The organism is Actinosynnema pretiosum, assembly GCF_024171695.1.
GTDB classification, from domain to species: Bacteria; Actinomycetota; Actinomycetes; order Mycobacteriales; family Pseudonocardiaceae; genus Actinosynnema; species Actinosynnema pretiosum.
In genome coordinates this window covers 244,530-259,872 of sequence record NZ_JAMTCF010000007.1, presented here as the reverse complement: position 1 = coordinate 259,872, position 15,343 = coordinate 244,530, and the positions used below count along the sequence as shown (strand labels likewise).

The following is a 15,343-nucleotide window of genomic DNA, read 5'->3' as shown; positions in this document are numbered from 1 at the left end:
CTCGGTCGCGCAGCGCTTCAGCGAGGTGGCCCGGTGAGCGAGGACGCTCGGGTGATCGCCGATCGCTACCGCATCCTCGACCGGATCGGCAGCGGCGCGATGGGCGTCGTGTGGCGCGCGCACGACGAGCGCCTCGGTCGGGTCGTGGCGGTCAAGCAGCTGCTGCTCCAGCCGAGCCTGGACGCGCGCGAGCAGGACGAGGCCATCCAGCGCGCCATGCGCGAGGGCCGGATCGCCGCCAAGCTGCACCACCCCAACGCCATCGCGGTCTACGACGTGGTGGAGGAGGACGGCGCTCCGTGCCTGGTCATGGAGTACCTGCCCTCGTACAGCATGGCCGACACGATGTCCGAGCACGGCGTGCTGGACCCGGTCGAGGTGGCCCACATCGGCACCCAGGCCGCGGCGGCGCTGTCGGCGGCGCACGCGGCGGGCATCGTGCACCGCGACGTGAAGCCGGGCAACGTGCTGCTGGCCGAGAACGGCCTGGTGAAGATCACCGACTTCGGCATCTCGCGGGCCAGCGACGACGTCACGGTGACCAAGACCGGCCTGATCGCGGGCACGCCCGCCTACCTGGCGCCGGAGATCGCGCGCGGCCAGGACCCGTCGCCCGCGTCCGACGTGTTCTCCCTCGGCTCGACGCTGTTCGCGGCGTCCGAGGGCGAGCCGCCGTTCGGGCTGAGCGAGAACACCCTGGGCGTGCTGCACGCGGTGGCGGCGGGGCGGATCAACCCGCCGACGGTCGACCACCCGCTGACCGACGTGCTGCTGCACATGCTCAACTACGACCCGGCCGACCGCCCGACCATGAGCCAGGTCCGGGACATGCTCAACGCCGTCTCGCGCGGGCGCTCGCCGAACCTGGGCGGGATGCGGCCCGCGACGGCCACCACGATCGCGCCGGTCGCCGACGCCACCACGGTGGTCGGCCCGGACCGGACCCGCGTGGTGCGCCCCGGCGGTCCGCGCACCGGCACGGGCAACCGCCCGGCGGGCTCGCGCACGACCGGGGTCCAGCCCACCGGGCTGCACCCGGACCCGAAGCCGGGCAGCAACCGGCCGCTCGCGATCACCGCGGTCGTGCTGGGCGTCATCCTGCTGCTGGGCACGCTCCTGGTGGCGCTGGACGTCTTCGACGACACCGTGCCGCAGTCGCCGCCCGCGTCCTCGACCTCCGAGACGCCGCCGACGACGACCTCCACGACCACCACCACGTCGACGACGACGCGGACGGTCACCCAGGAGGAGCCGGAGCCGACGACGCAGCAGCCGACGACGACCTCGCAGCAGCCGACGACGACCAGCGAGCCGCCGCCCAAGCCGTCGACCCCGACGACGACCTCGCAGCAGCCGCCGACGACGACACAGCCGTCGCCGCCCGCGTCCTCCGCCGGGAACCCCCCTCCGGTGGGCCAGGAGGGCTCCCCGTAGGGCGATCGGGACCCCAGGCGCTCAACAAAGGAACCCTTAACCCGTAAGGTGAGCACTACCCAATCGGGTGAGGGACTGTTCACGTCATGGTGACGGCGGAATGCGGTCGTCACTGAAGAAGCGATAGCAGCACTGGGAGCAGCCGTGACCGACGAGGGCCGCCTGGTCGCCGGCCGCTACCGACTCGGGCAGCGGATCGGCAGCGGGGCGATGGGCGTGGTGTGGCAGGCCCACGACGGGCGCCTGCACCGCACCGTCGCGGTGAAGCAGTTGCTGCTCCAACCGGGACTGGCCGAGTCGGACACGGACGAGGCGAAGCGCAGGGCGATGCGCGAGGGCCGGATCGCGGCGCGCTTGCAGCACCCGCACGCGATCGCGGTCTACGACGTGGCCGAGGACGACGGGCAACCGTGGCTGGTGATGGAGTACCTGCCGTCGAGCAGCCTCTCCACCGTGCTGTCCGAGCGGGGCACGCTGCCCCCTCGCGAGGTTGCCGCGATCGGGTCCCAGGTGGCCTCGGCGCTGGCCGCCGCGCACGACGCGGGCATCACGCACCGCGACATCAAGCCGGGCAACATCCTGCTGGGCAACGACGGCACGGTGAAGATCACCGACTTCGGCATCTCGCGGGCGACCGGCGACGTGACGGTGACCGCGACCGGGATGCTGGCGGGCACGCCCGCCTACCTGGCCCCCGAGGTCGCCAAGGGCTACGACCCCGGTTCGCCGTCCGACGTGTTCTCGCTGGGCTCGACGCTGTACGCGGCGATCGAGGGGATGCCCCCGTTCGGCCTGAACGAGAACACCATCGCGCTGCTGCACCAGGTCGCGTCGGGCAAGGTGACGCCGCCGAAGCAGGCCGGTCCGCTGACCGCCCTGCTGATGCGCCTGCTGCGCGCCGAGCCGGAGGACCGGCCGACGATGGCGGAGGCGCGCGAGGCGCTGGCGGCGGTGGCCGCCGGGCGGACCGCGCCCGAGTTCCCCATGCAGATGCCGAGGTCGCACCCGCCGTCGTGGCAGGGCGCCCCGGTGACGGTGCCCGCGACGGGCATCTCGACCCGCGCGATCGCCCCGGTGCACAACCAGGGCCCCGCGCCGCTGCCCCACGCGCCCCAGCAGCACGTGCAGCAGCCGCAGCAGCACCACCAGTCGCCGCCGAACGCGACCCGGATCGACCAGCGCCCCGCGTCGGGCCACTCGCTGCCGCCCTCGGCGGTGAGCAGACCGCCCGCCGCACGGCCCCGCGCCGCGCGGCAGCAGTCCGGCGGCGGGAGCGGCGGCAACAACCGCTCCACCATGATCACCACGCTGGCCATCGTGGGCGCGGCGGTGCTCGGCATCCTGCTGGCCAGCATCTTCACCGGCGACGACAAGGGCAGCAACGCGAACACCCCGGACCCGACGGTGACCGTCTCCCGGTCCGGTGACGCGGGCGCGAACGAGACCAACGCCCAGGTGCCGGAGCGCCCGAAGGTCAGCGGCAGCGGCGCCACGGAGGCCCAGCAGAAGCAGTTCATCGAGGCCTACTACGGCACCGCTCCGGTGGACGCGGACGCCGGGTGGGACATGGTCGCCCCCGGTGGCGCCTTGCACGGGCAGGGCCGGAGCAGCTACGACTCCTTCTGGAAGAACGTCAAGTCGGTGTCGGTCGACTCGGTGACCATGCAGTCGGAGTACTTCTGGGTCGCCAAGGTCACCTACACGATGGCCGACGGCTCCACCGAGACGAAGACCAAGTCGATCGTGGTCAAGTGGCAGGGCACCGACCTGTACATCCAGAGCGAGTCCTGATCCACCGCTAGTCCGCGGCGACGACGGCCCGGAGTGCGTCGAGCAGGCTCGCCACGGCGGGCGTGCCGACGGCTCCGGGCCGCACCGCTGTGCAGACCGTCCTGGTCGGCTCGGGGTGGCGCAGCCTGCGGACCACGACGCCGGGGTTGACCACGCCGAGCCCGAGGTCCGGGATGACGCTGACGCCGAGCCCGGCCGCCACGAAGCCCTGCGCGGTGGGGAAGTCGGCGGCGTCGACCACGAAGTCCGGGGTGAACCCGGCGGCGGCGCAGGCCGCGAGCACCGCGTCCTTGCACGCGCCCGGCTCGGGCACCGAGTCGACCCAGCGCTCCCCGGCCAGCTCGGCGAGGTCGAGCACGTCCCGGTCGGCCAGCGGGTGCCCGGCGGGCAGCACGGCCGCGTAGGGCTCGTCGAACAGCGGCTCCAGGTGGACGTCCGGGTAGCGGGCGTGGTCGAGCTCGGTGACGACGGCGAGCGCGACGTCGGCCCTCCCCTCCGCGACCTCGGTGATCGGGTCGCCGGGGTCGACCAGGCGCAGTTCGAGGCGCACGTCGGGGTGCTCGGCGCGGAAGGCGGCGACGGCGGGCGGGAGCAGGGCGGCGCCCGCCGTGGAGAAGTAGCGCACGCGCAGCCGCCCGGCGCGGCCCTCGCGCAGGTCGGCGAGGGCGGTCTCGGCCTCGGTGATCCGGTCGGCGATGCGGGCGGCGTGCTCGGTGAGGACCCGGCCCGCGTGGGTGGGGCGCACGCCCCGGCCGACCCGCTCCAGCAGGGCCAGCCCGGCCTGCCGCTCCAGGGCGGTGATCTGCTGGCTGACCGCCGACGGCGTGTAGCCGAGGTTGGTCGCGGCGGCGGTGATGGAGCCGGTGGTGACCACGGCGCGGAGGACCTGCATCCTGCGGACGTCCAACATGGCTCGACCTTACAACTCTGCTTAATCAAAGTGTATGGATATTAAATTGTGCTAAGACTTCGCTTGGCGCACTGTAAGGGCCATGAACAACCCCGGCTCGCTGGTCAGGATGGGCGTGCTCGCCCTGGTGTGGGGCTCCAGCTTCCTGTGGATCAAGGTGGCGCTGACCGGGCTGTCCCCGGTGCAGATCGCGCTGGCGCGGACCGCGCTCGGCGCGCTCACCCTCGTGGCGGTGCTGCTGGCCAGCGGGCAGCGGCTGCCGCGCGGGAAGGCGCTGTGGGGGCACCTGGCGGTGGCGGCGCTGTTCAACAACACCGTGCCGTTCGTGCTGTTCGCGGTCGGCGAGCAGACCGTGGACTCGGGCGTGGCCGGGGTGCTCAACGCCACCACGCCGCTGTGGACGCTGCTGCTGGGGCTGGCGCTGGGCACCGAGCGGGGCGGGAGCCGGGCGCGGCTGGTCGGGCTGGGGCTGGGCTTCGCCGGGGTGCTGCTGATCTTCGCGCCGTGGCAGCGCGGCGGGTTGGCCAGCTGGGGCGCGCTGGCCTGCCTGGTGGCGGCGGCCTCGTACGCGGTGGCCTACACCTACATCGGCCGGACGGTGTCCGGGCGCGGGGCCAGCTCGATGCAGCTGTCCTCGGCGCAGCTGGTGGTGGGCAGCGGGCTGACCGCCCTCGCGCTGCCCGCGGGCGGGCTGGAGCGGCCCCACATGTCCTGGCAGCCGCTGCTGGCGGTGGCGGTGCTGGGGGTGCTGGGCACCGGCCTGGCGTTCCTGCTGAACTACCGGTTGATCGAGGACGAGGGCCCGACGAACGCCACCGTGGTCGGCTACCTGCTGCCGGTGGTCTCGGTGCTGCTGGGCGCGGTGTTCCTCGGCGAGGCGCTGAACCTGCGGGTCGTGGCGGGCATGGTCGTCGTTCTCGCCGGGGTCGCCATGACCCGCCGCAGGAGGGCCCCGAGGGCCCTCCCGGAGGTCCGCGAGGCGGTCGTGGCGGCGGCCTCCGGGGAGCCGGCTACGCTCAAGTGACCTGCGGTAACGCATGGTTACCGGCCAGTTGAGACGGGTCGTGGGCAGAACGGGTGGACCTGCGGCCCACGTCTCCCCCGATCGCGTGGTGTTGGCCGGAACCACGTCCCGATCGGCCTTCCCGGACGTCTCCTCACATGAGACCGGGACAAGACGGGAAGGTTAGACACATGAGCGCCGAGAGCATCACGACGACGACCACGTTCCACCTGCTGGTTCCAGGGGCCGCGCCCGCGCCGGTCGAGGCCGAGCTGCACTACGAGCCCGAGGACCCGTACGCGGTGGCCGTCCTGTTCCACACCGGCCAGGGCAAGGTGGAGTGGATCTTCGCCCGCGACCTGCTGGCCGACGGCCTGCTGACCCCGTCCGGCGAGGGCGACATCCTCGTCCGCCCGGCGAGCGACGACCCGGAGCGCGTCCTGCTGGAGCTGAACGCGCCGACCGGGTTCGCCATCCTGTCCGCCGTGGCGGAGCACATCGCCGAGTTCCTGGACCTGACCTACGACGTGGTCCAGCCCGGCGAGGAGGACCTGTGGATCGACTTCGACCGGGAGCTCGCCAAGCTGGTCTCCACCAACTGACCGCTCCCCCGAAGTCCCCAGGACGCCCGCGGGGCCCGACTGCTAGACCAACCTCCGGTCGGAGGCCCAGCGGGAGAGTTCGTACCGGTTCGAGAGCTGCGTCTTCCGCAAGACGCTCGACACGTGAGTTTCCACCGTCTTCACGGAGATGAACAGCTCTGAAGCGATTTCCTTGTACGCGTACCCCCGCGCCAGCAGGCGGAGCACGTCGCGCTCGCGGGGCGTCAGCAGATCCAGCTCGGGATCGCTGATGGGGGCCGCGCCGGGTCGGTCCGCGAAAGCGTCCAGCACGAACCCGGCCAGCCGGGGCGAGAACACCGCGTCGCCCTCGGCCACCCGCACCACGGCGCGCACCAGCTCCTGGCTGGAGATCGTCTTGGTCACGTACCCCCGCGCGCCCGCGCGGATCACCGCGATCACGTCCTCGGCCGCGTCGGACACCGACAGGGCGAGGAACACCACCTCGGGCAGCGCCTTGCGCACCTGGCGGAGCACCTCGGCTCCGCCGCCGTCGGGCATGTGCACGTCCAGCAGGACCACGTCGGGCCGGTGCTTGCCGATGCCCGCGACGGCCTCGCCGACCGAGCCCGCCTCCCCGACCACCTCGACGTCGTCGGTGATCGACTCCAGCTCGGCGCGGACGCCCGCCCTGAACAGCGCGTGGTCGTCGACCAGGAACACCCGTACCGTCACGTGCGGGCCTCCGTTCTCCTCGGCATCAGCAGCTGCACCTCGGTACCCTCACCCGGCGCCGTGCGCAGGCGGGTCTCACCGCCGTGCCGCTCCATCCTCCCCCGGATCGAGTCCGCGAGGCCATGCCGGTCCCCAGGAACGCCGTCGGGGTCGAACCCCTTGCCCCGGTCGCGCACGAACACCGCGACCTGGTCCGGCTCGACCTCCCCGTACACGCTCACCTCGGCCACCCCGGCGTGCTTGCCCGCGTTGACCACGGCCTCGCGGGCGGCGGCCACCAGCGCCAGCAGGTTGGGGTCCAGCTCGCAGTCGCCGACGACGACCTGCTGCACGTTGAGCGCGAAGGTGTCCTCCACCTCGCCGCAGGCCTGCGCGATGGCCGCCGACAGCGTCCTGGGCTGCCCGTTCTCCCCCGCCTTGCCGTACAGCCACTCGCGCAGCTGCCGCTCCTGGCCCCTGGCGAGCCTGCGGACCTCGCGGGGCTGCTCGGCCTGCTTCTGGATCAGCGCGAGGGTCTGGAGCACCGAGTCGTGCAGGTGGGCGGCGATCTCGGCGCGCTCCTCGGTGCGGATGCGGACCCGGCGCTCCTCGCCGAGGTCGTTGATCAGCTTGAGCCACAGCGGCACGGTGAGCACGCCCACGCCGCACAGGGTGGCGACCACGGCCAGCAGGGCGAACCTGAGCTGGTTGAGCCCGTAGCTGTTGACCAGGACCGCGCCGACGCCGATGGCGACCAGCGCCACGCCCGCCATGACCCGGACGATCGCGGTGCGCCCGCCGCCGAGCAGGCCGGTGCGGGCCCCGTCGACCCAGCGCCTGCGCTGCGCCTCGTCGGCCTCGCGCCACACCACGGCCGCGCCGACCAGGGAGACCGCGAGCGGGCCGGTGATCCAGCCGCTGAACGGCCCGGACGTGAGCCCGGTGACCACGGCGGCGGCGATGCCGAGGGCGACTAAACCGAGCGCCTGCTGGCGCTCCCGGCCGCTCGGCGCGGCCTCCTCCTCGCCCGTCGGCCGCTGCGGCACGAGCAGCCACAGCAGGCCGTACGCGACGACCCCGATGAAGTTCAGGGCGGTCAGCATGGCGAACGCGGCGCGCACCCAGAAGACGTCCACGCCCAGGTGCTCGGCCACGCCTCCGGCGACCCCGGCGACGACCCGGCCGGTGCGCCGCCTGCGCACGGGGTCGGGCGTCTTCTTCGGGGCGGTCTCCACCTGCGCGCTCACCCCCTGATCGTCACACGCGCGCGGGGCGGGGACATCAGGGTCCTACCCCGAGACCGGGTTCAGGGTGGCTCCCGGATGTGCCCGGCGGGGCCGGGGCAGCACCATGGTCGTCGTGAGCGGGAACGTGAGCGCGGCGGGTGTCGAGGAGACGCTCAAGGACTTCTGGGTCAGCAGGCCCAGGCGGTCCCTGGGCGCGCGGAAGGTCGCCGGCGTCGCCGCCGGTGTCGCCGAGCGGTACCAGCTGGACCCGGTGATCGTCCGGGTCGCCTTCGTGGCGCTGGCGCTGTGCGACGGGGCGGGGCTGCTGGTCTACCTGGCCGGGTGGCTGCTGCTGGCCCAGGAGGGCGACGAGGTGTCGCCGCTGGAGGCGCTGGTCGGCCGGGGGCGCAGCTCGACGCCGACCGCGCTGACGGTGCTGCTGGGGCTGGCGGTGCCGCCCACGTCGGGGCTGCTGTTCAACGGCGGGTTCGCGCTGGTGGCAGGCCTGGCGCTGTCGGCGGGCGCGGTCTACCTGCTGCACAGCTCGCGGGGCGCGGAGAACCGCCCGGTGCCGACGGCGCCGGGGCGCAAGGACTTGGGGGCCGCGCGAGCGGCGGGCACCGACCAGGAGGCAGGTGTGGACGAGCGGGGGACGGAACCGGTCAGGCCGCCCGCGTGGGACCCGCTGGGCGCGGCTCCCTTCGCGTGGGACCTCCCGGAGCCGGGGGCGGCGCCTTCGGCGGCGACCGTGGAGCAGCGGCCCGAGGCGGTGGTGGCGTGCAGGCGCAAGCGCTCGCGGGTGGGCCCGCTGACGTTCGGCGCGGCGATGGTGGTGCTGGCCGGGTCGATCGTGGCCGCCGAGCACGACCCGTGGTTCACGCTGCCGCACATCGCGGGCCTGCTGGTGGGCGTGCTGGGGCTGGGGATGCTGATCGGCGCGCTGACCGGGGGCGGCGGCAAGGGCCTGATGTGGCTGGCGGTGCCGCTGAGCGCCGTGGGCGTGCTCGCCTCGGTGGCGGGCTTCCAGGACTTCCGCGACTTCGACGGCCCGGCGGGCTCGATCAAGGCGGTGCCGGTCTCGGTGGGCGAGCTGGAGCCGAGCTACGAGTTCGGCGCGGGTGAGGTCGACCTGGACCTGGTGGGCCTGCCCGAGGGGGAGACGGCGCGCACGACCGTGCGGTTGGGCGCGGGCACCATCCGGGTGCGGGTGCCGAGGAACGCGGACGTGGTGGCGACCTGCCACACCAACGTTGGCGCCGTGTCGTGCCTGGACCAGGAGCGCCAGGGCAGGCAGCAATCGGTCACCGTGGACGAGAACGGCCCGGACGGTCCGGGCGGCCTGAAGGTCGAGCTGGACCTGCGGACGAGCTTGGGAGAGGTGGTGGTGACCCGTGGGTGAGCACGAGGTGCGCGATCGGAAGCCGGGGATCGACGTGGTGAGCCTGGTCTTCGGGGTCACCGCCCTGATCGCCTCCGCCTACATGCTGACGGACGGCTCGGCGCTGCCCGGCCTCGACCTGCGCTGGCTGCTCGCGGGGGGCGCGCTGGTGATCGGCCTGGGGCTGCTGGGCGGCTCGGTCAGGAGGCGCCGGTAGACCGGGGGTCGGAGGGGCTCCACCGGGTCGGGGGACGCGGCGGGGAAGCGAAGAGGGGCCGTCCGAACCGGACGGCCCCTCTTCGCTGCTTCAGGGGGAGCGGTGACGGCTCACTCCCACTCGATGGTGCCCGGCGGCTTGCTCGTCACGTCCAGCACGACCCGGTTGACCTCGGCCACCTCGTTGGTGATGCGGGTGGACACCCGCTCCAGCACCTCGTAGGGCAGGCGGGTCCAGTCGGCGGTCATGGCGTCCTCGCTGGACACCGGCCGCAGCACGATCGGGTGACCGTAGGTGCGGCCGTCGCCCTGGACGCCGACGCTGCGCACGTCGGCCAGCAGCACGACCGGGCACTGCCAGATCGTCCGGTCCAGACCGGCCGCCGTCAGCTCCTCGCGGGCGATGGCGTCGGCCTTGCGCAGGATCTCCAGGCGCTCGGCGGTCACCTCGCCGATGATGCGGATGCCCAGGCCGGGGCCGGGGAACGGCTGGCGCTGCACGATCGTCTCGGGCAGGCCCAGCTCGGTGCCGACCTTGCGCACCTCGTCCTTGAACAGCGCGCGCAGCGGCTCGACCAGCTCGAACTCCAGGTCGTCCGGCAGGCCGCCGACGTTGTGGTGGCTCTTGATGTTCGCGGTGCCCGCGCCGCCGCCGGACTCGACCACGTCCGGGTAGAGCGTGCCCTGGACGAGGAAGCCGTAGTCGCCCTCGGCCTTGAGGTCGCGCTCGGCCTGCTCGAAGACCCGGATGAACTCCCGGCCGATGATCTTGCGCTTCTCCTCGGGGTCGGTCACGCCCGCGAGCGCGTCGAGGAACCGCTGCTTCGCGTCGACGGTGACCAGCTTGACCCCGGTGGACGCGACGAAGTCGCGCTCGACCTGGGTGCGCTCGCCCGCGCGCAGCAGGCCGTGGTCGACGAACACGCAGGTGAGCCGGTCGCCGATGGCGCGCTGCACGAGCGCCGCGGCCACCGCCGAGTCCACGCCGCCGGACAGGCCGCAGATGGCGCGCCCCTCGCCGACCTGGGCGCGGATGCGCTCGACCTGCTCCTCCACGATGGACGCGGTGGTCCACTGCGGCCGGATGCCCGCGATCTCGTGCAGGAACCGGCGCAGCACCTCCTGGCCGTGCGGGGAGTGCCCGACCTCCGGGTGGTACTGGACGCCCGCGAAGCGGCGCTCGCGGTCCTCGAAGGCGGCCACGGGGGCGCCGTCGCTGGACGCGGTCACCGTGAAGCCCTCGGGGGCTCCGGTGACGCAGTCGCCGTGGCTCATCCACACCGGGTGGGTGCCGGGCAGGTCGTCGTGCAGGACGCCGCCCGCGTCGGGCAGGACCAGCTCGGTGCGGCCGTACTCGCGGGTGCCGGTGTGCTCGACGGTGCCGCCGAGGACGCCCGCCATCGCCTGGAAGCCGTAGCAGATGCCGAACACCGGGACACCGGCCTCGAACAGGGCGGGGTCCACCTGGGGCGCGCCGGGCTCGTACACGCTGGACGGGCCGCCGGACAGCACGATGGCCGCGGGGTCCTTCGCCAGCAGCTCGGCCACCGGGGTGGTGTGCGGGACGACCTCCGAGTACACCTGGGCCTCGCGGACCCGGCGTGCGATCAACTGCGCGTACTGCGCGCCGAAGTCCACCACCAGGACGGGGCGGTTGCTGCTGTCGGCCACTGGGCCAAGACCTCCTGCGACTGGTCGGGCTCGGTCTGCTTCGGGATCGGGAACCCACCGGGAAAACCGCTTCGCCCTCGGGTTCGCGCAGGTGAAGGATGTCAGATGTGGACGAGGAGCTGCTCACCGGAGGCGGGATGACGGCCGTGTCGCGGGTCGGGGCGACCGTGCGGCGGACCGCAGGACCGTGGACGCCGACCGTGCACCGCCTGCTGGAACGCCTCGCGCCGCTCGGCCTCTCGCCCGCGCCGCAGGGGGTCGACGAGCGCGGTCGCGAGGTGCTGTCCTACCTGGAGGGCGAGGTCGCGCACCCACCGGTCCCCGAGCACCTGCGCGGGGACGACGTGCTGGTCGCGGTGGGCCGCCTGGTGCGACGGCTGCACGACGCGTCGACCGACCTGGTCGCCGAGACCGGCTGGCGACGCCCCGCGCTGGAGCCCGCCGAGGTGGTCTGCCACGGCGACCTCGCGCCGTACAACGTGGTGTTCCGCGACGGCGCCCCGGTCGGGTTGATCGACTTCGACTGGGCCAGACCCGGCCCGCGCGCCTGGGACCTCGCCTACACCGCCTACGCCCTGGCGCCGCTGTCACCCGAGTGGGGCGAGCCGGACGAGCAGTGGCGACGGGCCCTGCTGCTGTTCGAGGCGTACGGAATCCCCGCCACCAACTTGGCCGACCTGGTCCTGGAGCGCCTGTCCGACATGGTGCGGATGATCCGCGAGCTGCCCGAGTTCGAGAAGCAGCGCGCCGAGGGCCACGACCACCTCTACCTGGGCCACTCGGGCTACGTGCGGCGACACTTTCAAGATCGTTAGCGCTGGGGGCCCCGCGCGGGCCTACGGTGGTGGCATGGAAGCGTTCACCCCGGAGCCGCGCCCCTGCTGGATCGCAGGCCGCCCAGAGCAGGGCGCAGAGACGCTGGCGGTCCTCCACCCCTTCGACGGCACCGAGGTGGCCACGGTCGCCGTGCCAGGCCCGGAGCAGGTCGAGCGCGCCGTCGCCGCAGCCGCCGCCGTCGCCAAGGACTTCCGCCGCACCCCCGCGCACGTGCGGGCAGAGGCCCTGCTGCGGGTCTCACGCGGCCTGGCCGAGCGCGCGGAGGAGATCTCCGAGACCATCACCGCCGAGAACGGCAAGCCGCTCAAGTGGGCCGAGGTCGAGGTGACCCGCGCGGTCAACGTCTTCCGGTTCGCAGCCGAGGAGGCCCGCCGCTTCTCCGGCACCCTGCAGCGCCTGGACACCGACGCGGGCGGCGAGGGCCGCATGGCACTGGTCCGCAGGGCCCCGCGCGGCCCGGTGCTGGCGGTGTCCCCGTTCAACTTCCCGCTGAACCTGGTGGCCCACAAGGTCGCCCCCGCACTGGCGGTGGGCGCCCCCGTGGTGGTCAAGCCCGCCTCGGCCACCCCCATGTCCGCCCTGCTGCTGGGCGAGGTCCTGGCCGAGGCGGGCTTCCCCGAGGGCGCGTTCTCCGTGCTCCCCGTCCGGGGCCGCGACATGAAGACCCTGATCACCGACGAGCGCCTGCCGGTGATCTCGTTCACCGGCTCCACCGGCGTCGGCTGGGACATCACCGAGGCAGCACCGCGCAAGCACGTGGTGATGGAGCTGGGCAGCAACAGCGCGGCCGTGATCCTGCCGGACTGGCCGGACCTGGCAGGCGCGGCCCAGCGGATCGCCACGTTCGGCAACTACCAGGCGGGCCAGTCCTGCATCGCGGTCCAGCGCGTGATCGTGCACCGCGACGCCGCCGACGAGTTCGTCCCCCTCCTCGTGGAGGCCGTCCGCGACCTGATCACCGGCGACCCGCACGACCCGGCGGTCGAGGTGGGCCCCCTAGTCGACGAGGACAACGCGAAGCGCGTCGAGTCCTGGATCCAGGAGGCCGTGGACGCGGGCGCCGAACTGCTCACCGGCGGCGAGCGCATCGGCTCCTCCCTGGAACCGACCGTGGTCCTGAACGCCCCACGCGACGCCAAGCTGTGGCGCGAGGAGGCCTTCGGCCCGGTCCTGGCGGTCTCCGTGGCGGACAGCGTGGAAGACGCCTTCACCCAGGTCAACGACACCGACTACGGCCTCCAGGCGGGCATCTTCACCCGCGACGTGACCGTGGCCTTCGAGGCAGCGGCAGAACTGGAGGTAGGCGGCCTGATCGTGGGAGACGTCCCGTCCTACCGCGCGGACCAGATGCCGTACGGCGGCGTGAAGGGCTCCGGCACCGGCCGCGAGGGCGTCCGCTCAGCGATGGAGGACTTCACCGAGGAGCGCACCGTAGTCCTGACAGGCATCGCCCTCTAACCCAACACCCGCAAGCCAACCGCACCCCAGCCCGCAGGCCACCCTCCTCGCGGGCTGCGGGGCGAGCGCAGCGAGCCCACGCAGCCCCACTCCCGCGTCCCTCTTTCCCGTTTGGCCTGGCGAAGCCCGAGCACGCTCGTCAAGATGCCGCCGCACTGCCCGGAAGACCGCACAGTCATACGGCGTCTTGACGAGTGTGCTTGCCTGAAAGGAGGCCAAACGGGAAAGAGGGACCCGGACCACCGCAGTGGTAAACGGGACCACAAGACCAACGACCACCGGCCGGCAGAGCTCGTGTCCCTCTTTTTTGGAGGCCTGCCCCGCCGGCGAGGCGAGCTTTTCAGCTCTTGCCCTTCATCTCTCTCCCCCCTCCCCTCCCTCCCCTCCCCTCCCCCCTCACCGCAACGCCCCCACCGCCCCCTCAGGCACCACCGGAGCCCGAGGCCGCACCGCCCGCACCCTCCGATACCCCTCCCCCTGCTCAGGCCGGGGATCCACTTCCCCCATATTCGGCCACAACGAAAACGCCCGCTCCGCCTGAGCCGCGATCGTCAACGACGGGTTGACCCCAAGATTCGCCGACACCGCCGCACCATCCACCACCGACAACCCCGGATACCCGTGCACCCGCAGGTACGGGTCCACCACCCCACTCCCCCAGTCCTCCCCGATCACGCACCCGCCCAGGAAATGCGCCGTCATCGGCACGTCGAACAGCTCCCCGACCGACCCGCCCGCGATCCCGCCGATCTCCTCGGCAACCAGCTCGCTCGCCCGCGCCCCGGCCGCGATGTACGACGGGTTGGGCGCCCCGTGCCCCTGCCTGCTCCCGAGCTTCCACCGCCCGAGCCCGAACACCCCCCGCTTCCCGAACGTGGTCAACGAGTTGTCCAAGCTCTGCATCACCAACAAGATCACCGTCCGCTCGCTCCACCTCCGCACGGACAGCAACCTCACCGCCCGCACCGGGTTCCGCACCACCGCGGCCAGGAACTGCGCGAACCGGGGCGTCGAACTCCCCCCGTCCGTCGCCAGGGTCTGCAACAGCCCCATCACATTGCTCCCCCGCCCGAACCGCACCGCTTCCACGTGCGTGTCCGCGTCCGGGTGCATCGAGGACGTGATCGCCACCCCGGTGCTGAAGTCCCGTTCCGGGTCGACCCGGAACCTTCCGGCCCCCGTGATCGCCTCCGAGTTCGTCCTGGTCAGCTCACCCAGCCTCGGCGACAACCCCGGCAGGACCCCCTCGTCCCGCATCCGGTGCAGCAACCGCTGGGTCCCCCAGGTCCCCGCCGCGAGCACCACCTGCCGCGCCGTCAGCACCCGCTCCGCCGACCTCGGCCCACCCGTGCGCCTGATCCGCACCGCCCAGGTCCCGTCCCCCCGTGGCCGCACCTCGGTCACCGTGCTCATCGGCAGCACCCGCGCACCCGCCGACTCCGCCAGGTGCAAGTAGTTCTTGACCAGCGTGTTCTTGGCCCCCACCCGGCACCCGGTCATGCACGCCCCGCACCGCGTGCACCCGGCCCGCGAAGGCCCCGCCCCACCGAAGTACGGATCGTCGACGACCTCCCCCGGCCGCCCGAAGTGCACCCCAACCGGCGTCGGCCGGTAGCTCCCGCCGACGCCCATCCGCTCGGCGACCCGCTCCAGAACCACATCGCCGGGCGTGCGATCGGGGTTGGTCACCACCCCCAGCACCCGGCTCGCCTGGTCGTAGTGCGGCGCGAGCTCCGACTCCCAGTCGGTGATGTGCGCCCACTGCCGGTCCAGGAAGAACGCGCTGGGCGGCCGGTAGAGCGTGTTCGCGTACACCAGCGACCCGCCACCGACCCCGGCTCCGGCCAGCACCACCACGTCCCGCAGGACGTGCACCCGCTGAATGCCGTAGCACCCGAGCGCGGGCGCCCACAGGTACCGCCGCAAATCCCACGAGGTCTTCGCGAACTCGTCGTCGGCGAACCTCCGCCCGGCCTCGACGACCGCGACGCGGTACCCCTTCTCGGTCAGCCGCAGCGCCGCGACGCTGCCGCCGAACCCCGACCCCACCACCACGACGTCGTGGTCGACGTCCCCACCGGGTTCCGCCATGAGCCGACAGTACGTGCGACTCCGGGTAACGCCCAGTGCTCAACCGGTTCAGCG

12 protein-coding genes and 1 pseudogene are annotated in these 15,343 nt (G+C 73.0%); 8 read left to right on the top strand and 5 right to left on the bottom strand.

Features of this window, described 5'->3' with window-relative positions; all coding sequences use genetic code 11:
- Positions 1 to 33: 33 nt before the first annotated feature.
- On the top strand, positions 34 to 1,434 hold the full coding sequence (locus LV78_RS16700; protein ID WP_253846162.1) for a serine/threonine-protein kinase: 1,401 nt from the start codon (positions 34 to 36) through the stop codon (positions 1,432 to 1,434).
- Between the two features lie 144 nt (positions 1,435 to 1,578).
- A complete protein-coding gene (locus tag LV78_RS16695) occupies positions 1,579 to 3,225 on the top strand; it encodes a serine/threonine-protein kinase (RefSeq protein ID WP_253846161.1) in 1,647 nt (548 codons plus the stop codon).
- A 7-nt stretch (positions 3,226 to 3,232) separates the two neighbouring features.
- Here LV78_RS16695 and LV78_RS16690 read toward each other — a convergent pair whose 3' ends face one another.
- A complete protein-coding gene (locus LV78_RS16690; RefSeq protein ID WP_253846160.1) occupies positions 3,233 to 4,135 on the bottom strand; it encodes a LysR family transcriptional regulator in 903 nt (300 codons plus the stop codon).
- Between the two features lie 82 nt (positions 4,136 to 4,217).
- Here LV78_RS16690 and LV78_RS16685 point away from each other — a divergent pair, with 82 nt between their 5' ends.
- Positions 4,218 to 5,159 (top strand): DMT family transporter, encoded by a 942-nt coding sequence (locus tag LV78_RS16685; protein ID WP_253846159.1) that lies wholly within the window; start codon positions 4,218 to 4,220, stop codon positions 5,157 to 5,159.
- Between the two features lie 170 nt (positions 5,160 to 5,329).
- Complete coding sequence (locus LV78_RS16680) at positions 5,330 to 5,740, top strand: SsgA family sporulation/cell division regulator (RefSeq protein ID WP_253846158.1); 411 nt, start codon at positions 5,330 to 5,332, stop codon at positions 5,738 to 5,740.
- A 42-nt stretch (positions 5,741 to 5,782) separates the two neighbouring features.
- Here the strand turns inward: LV78_RS16680 and LV78_RS16675 are convergent, their stop codons facing one another.
- Both LV78_RS16675 and LV78_RS16670 read right to left on the bottom strand, forming a co-directional pair.
- Positions 5,783 to 6,433: a response regulator gene (locus tag LV78_RS16675; RefSeq protein WP_253846157.1), complete on the bottom strand. Its 651-nt coding sequence runs from the start codon at positions 6,431 to 6,433 to the stop codon at positions 5,783 to 5,785.
- A pseudogene (locus LV78_RS16670) lies at positions 6,430 to 7,698 on the bottom strand (PspC domain-containing protein); the annotation flags it as partial. The gene LV78_RS16675 and the pseudogene LV78_RS16670, both read right to left, overlap by 4 nt.
- Before the next feature lie 64 nt (positions 7,699 to 7,762).
- Between LV78_RS16670 and LV78_RS16665 the strand changes: the two are divergent.
- Positions 7,763 to 9,037, top strand: a complete 1,275-nt coding sequence (locus LV78_RS16665; protein ID WP_253846155.1) for a PspC domain-containing protein — start codon at positions 7,763 to 7,765, stop codon at positions 9,035 to 9,037.
- A complete protein-coding gene (locus tag LV78_RS16660) occupies positions 9,030 to 9,233 on the top strand; it encodes a hypothetical protein (RefSeq protein ID WP_253846154.1) in 204 nt (67 codons plus the stop codon). The genes LV78_RS16665 and LV78_RS16660 overlap by 8 nt, the downstream gene beginning before the upstream one ends.
- A gap of 110 nt (positions 9,234 to 9,343) precedes the next feature.
- Here LV78_RS16660 and guaA read toward each other — a convergent pair whose 3' ends face one another.
- Positions 9,344 to 10,903, bottom strand: a complete 1,560-nt coding sequence (gene guaA, locus LV78_RS16655; protein WP_253846153.1) for a glutamine-hydrolyzing GMP synthase — start codon at positions 10,901 to 10,903, stop codon at positions 9,344 to 9,346.
- 98 nt (positions 10,904 to 11,001) lie between these two features.
- On the opposite strand from guaA, the gene LV78_RS16650 reads away from it, so the two are divergent.
- Both LV78_RS16650 and LV78_RS16645 read left to right on the top strand, forming a co-directional pair.
- Positions 11,002 to 11,718 (top strand): phosphotransferase, encoded by a 717-nt coding sequence (locus tag LV78_RS16650; protein WP_253846152.1) that lies wholly within the window; start codon positions 11,002 to 11,004, stop codon positions 11,716 to 11,718.
- A 34-nt stretch (positions 11,719 to 11,752) separates the two neighbouring features.
- Positions 11,753 to 13,198, top strand: a complete 1,446-nt coding sequence (locus tag LV78_RS16645; protein WP_253846151.1) for an aldehyde dehydrogenase family protein — start codon at positions 11,753 to 11,755, stop codon at positions 13,196 to 13,198.
- Positions 13,199 to 13,594: 396 nt separating this feature from the next.
- Here the strand turns inward: LV78_RS16645 and LV78_RS16640 are convergent, their stop codons facing one another.
- Positions 13,595 to 15,289 (bottom strand): FAD-dependent oxidoreductase, encoded by a 1,695-nt coding sequence (locus LV78_RS16640; protein ID WP_253846150.1) that lies wholly within the window; start codon positions 15,287 to 15,289, stop codon positions 13,595 to 13,597.
- Positions 15,290 to 15,343 lie beyond the last annotated feature (54 nt).

What these genes read in the sequence shown, in the direction of transcription:
- LV78_RS16640 (WP_253846150.1), bottom strand. Translation starts at nt 15,289, where the DNA reads ATGGCGGAACCCGGTGGGGACGTCGACCACGACGTCGTGGTGGTGGGG.
- LV78_RS16650 (WP_253846152.1), top strand. Translation starts at nt 11,002, where the DNA reads ATGTCAGATGTGGACGAGGAGCTGCTCACCGGAGGCGGGATGACGGCC.
- LV78_RS16690 (WP_253846160.1), bottom strand. Translation starts at nt 4,135, where the DNA reads ATGTTGGACGTCCGCAGGATGCAGGTCCTCCGCGCCGTGGTCACCACC.
- LV78_RS16665 (WP_253846155.1), top strand. Translation starts at nt 7,763, where the DNA reads ATGGTCGTCGTGAGCGGGAACGTGAGCGCGGCGGGTGTCGAGGAGACG.
- LV78_RS16680 (WP_253846158.1), top strand. Translation starts at nt 5,330, where the DNA reads ATGAGCGCCGAGAGCATCACGACGACGACCACGTTCCACCTGCTGGTT.
- LV78_RS16685 (WP_253846159.1), top strand. Translation starts at nt 4,218, where the DNA reads ATGAACAACCCCGGCTCGCTGGTCAGGATGGGCGTGCTCGCCCTGGTG.
- LV78_RS16645 (WP_253846151.1), top strand. Translation starts at nt 11,753, where the DNA reads ATGGAAGCGTTCACCCCGGAGCCGCGCCCCTGCTGGATCGCAGGCCGC.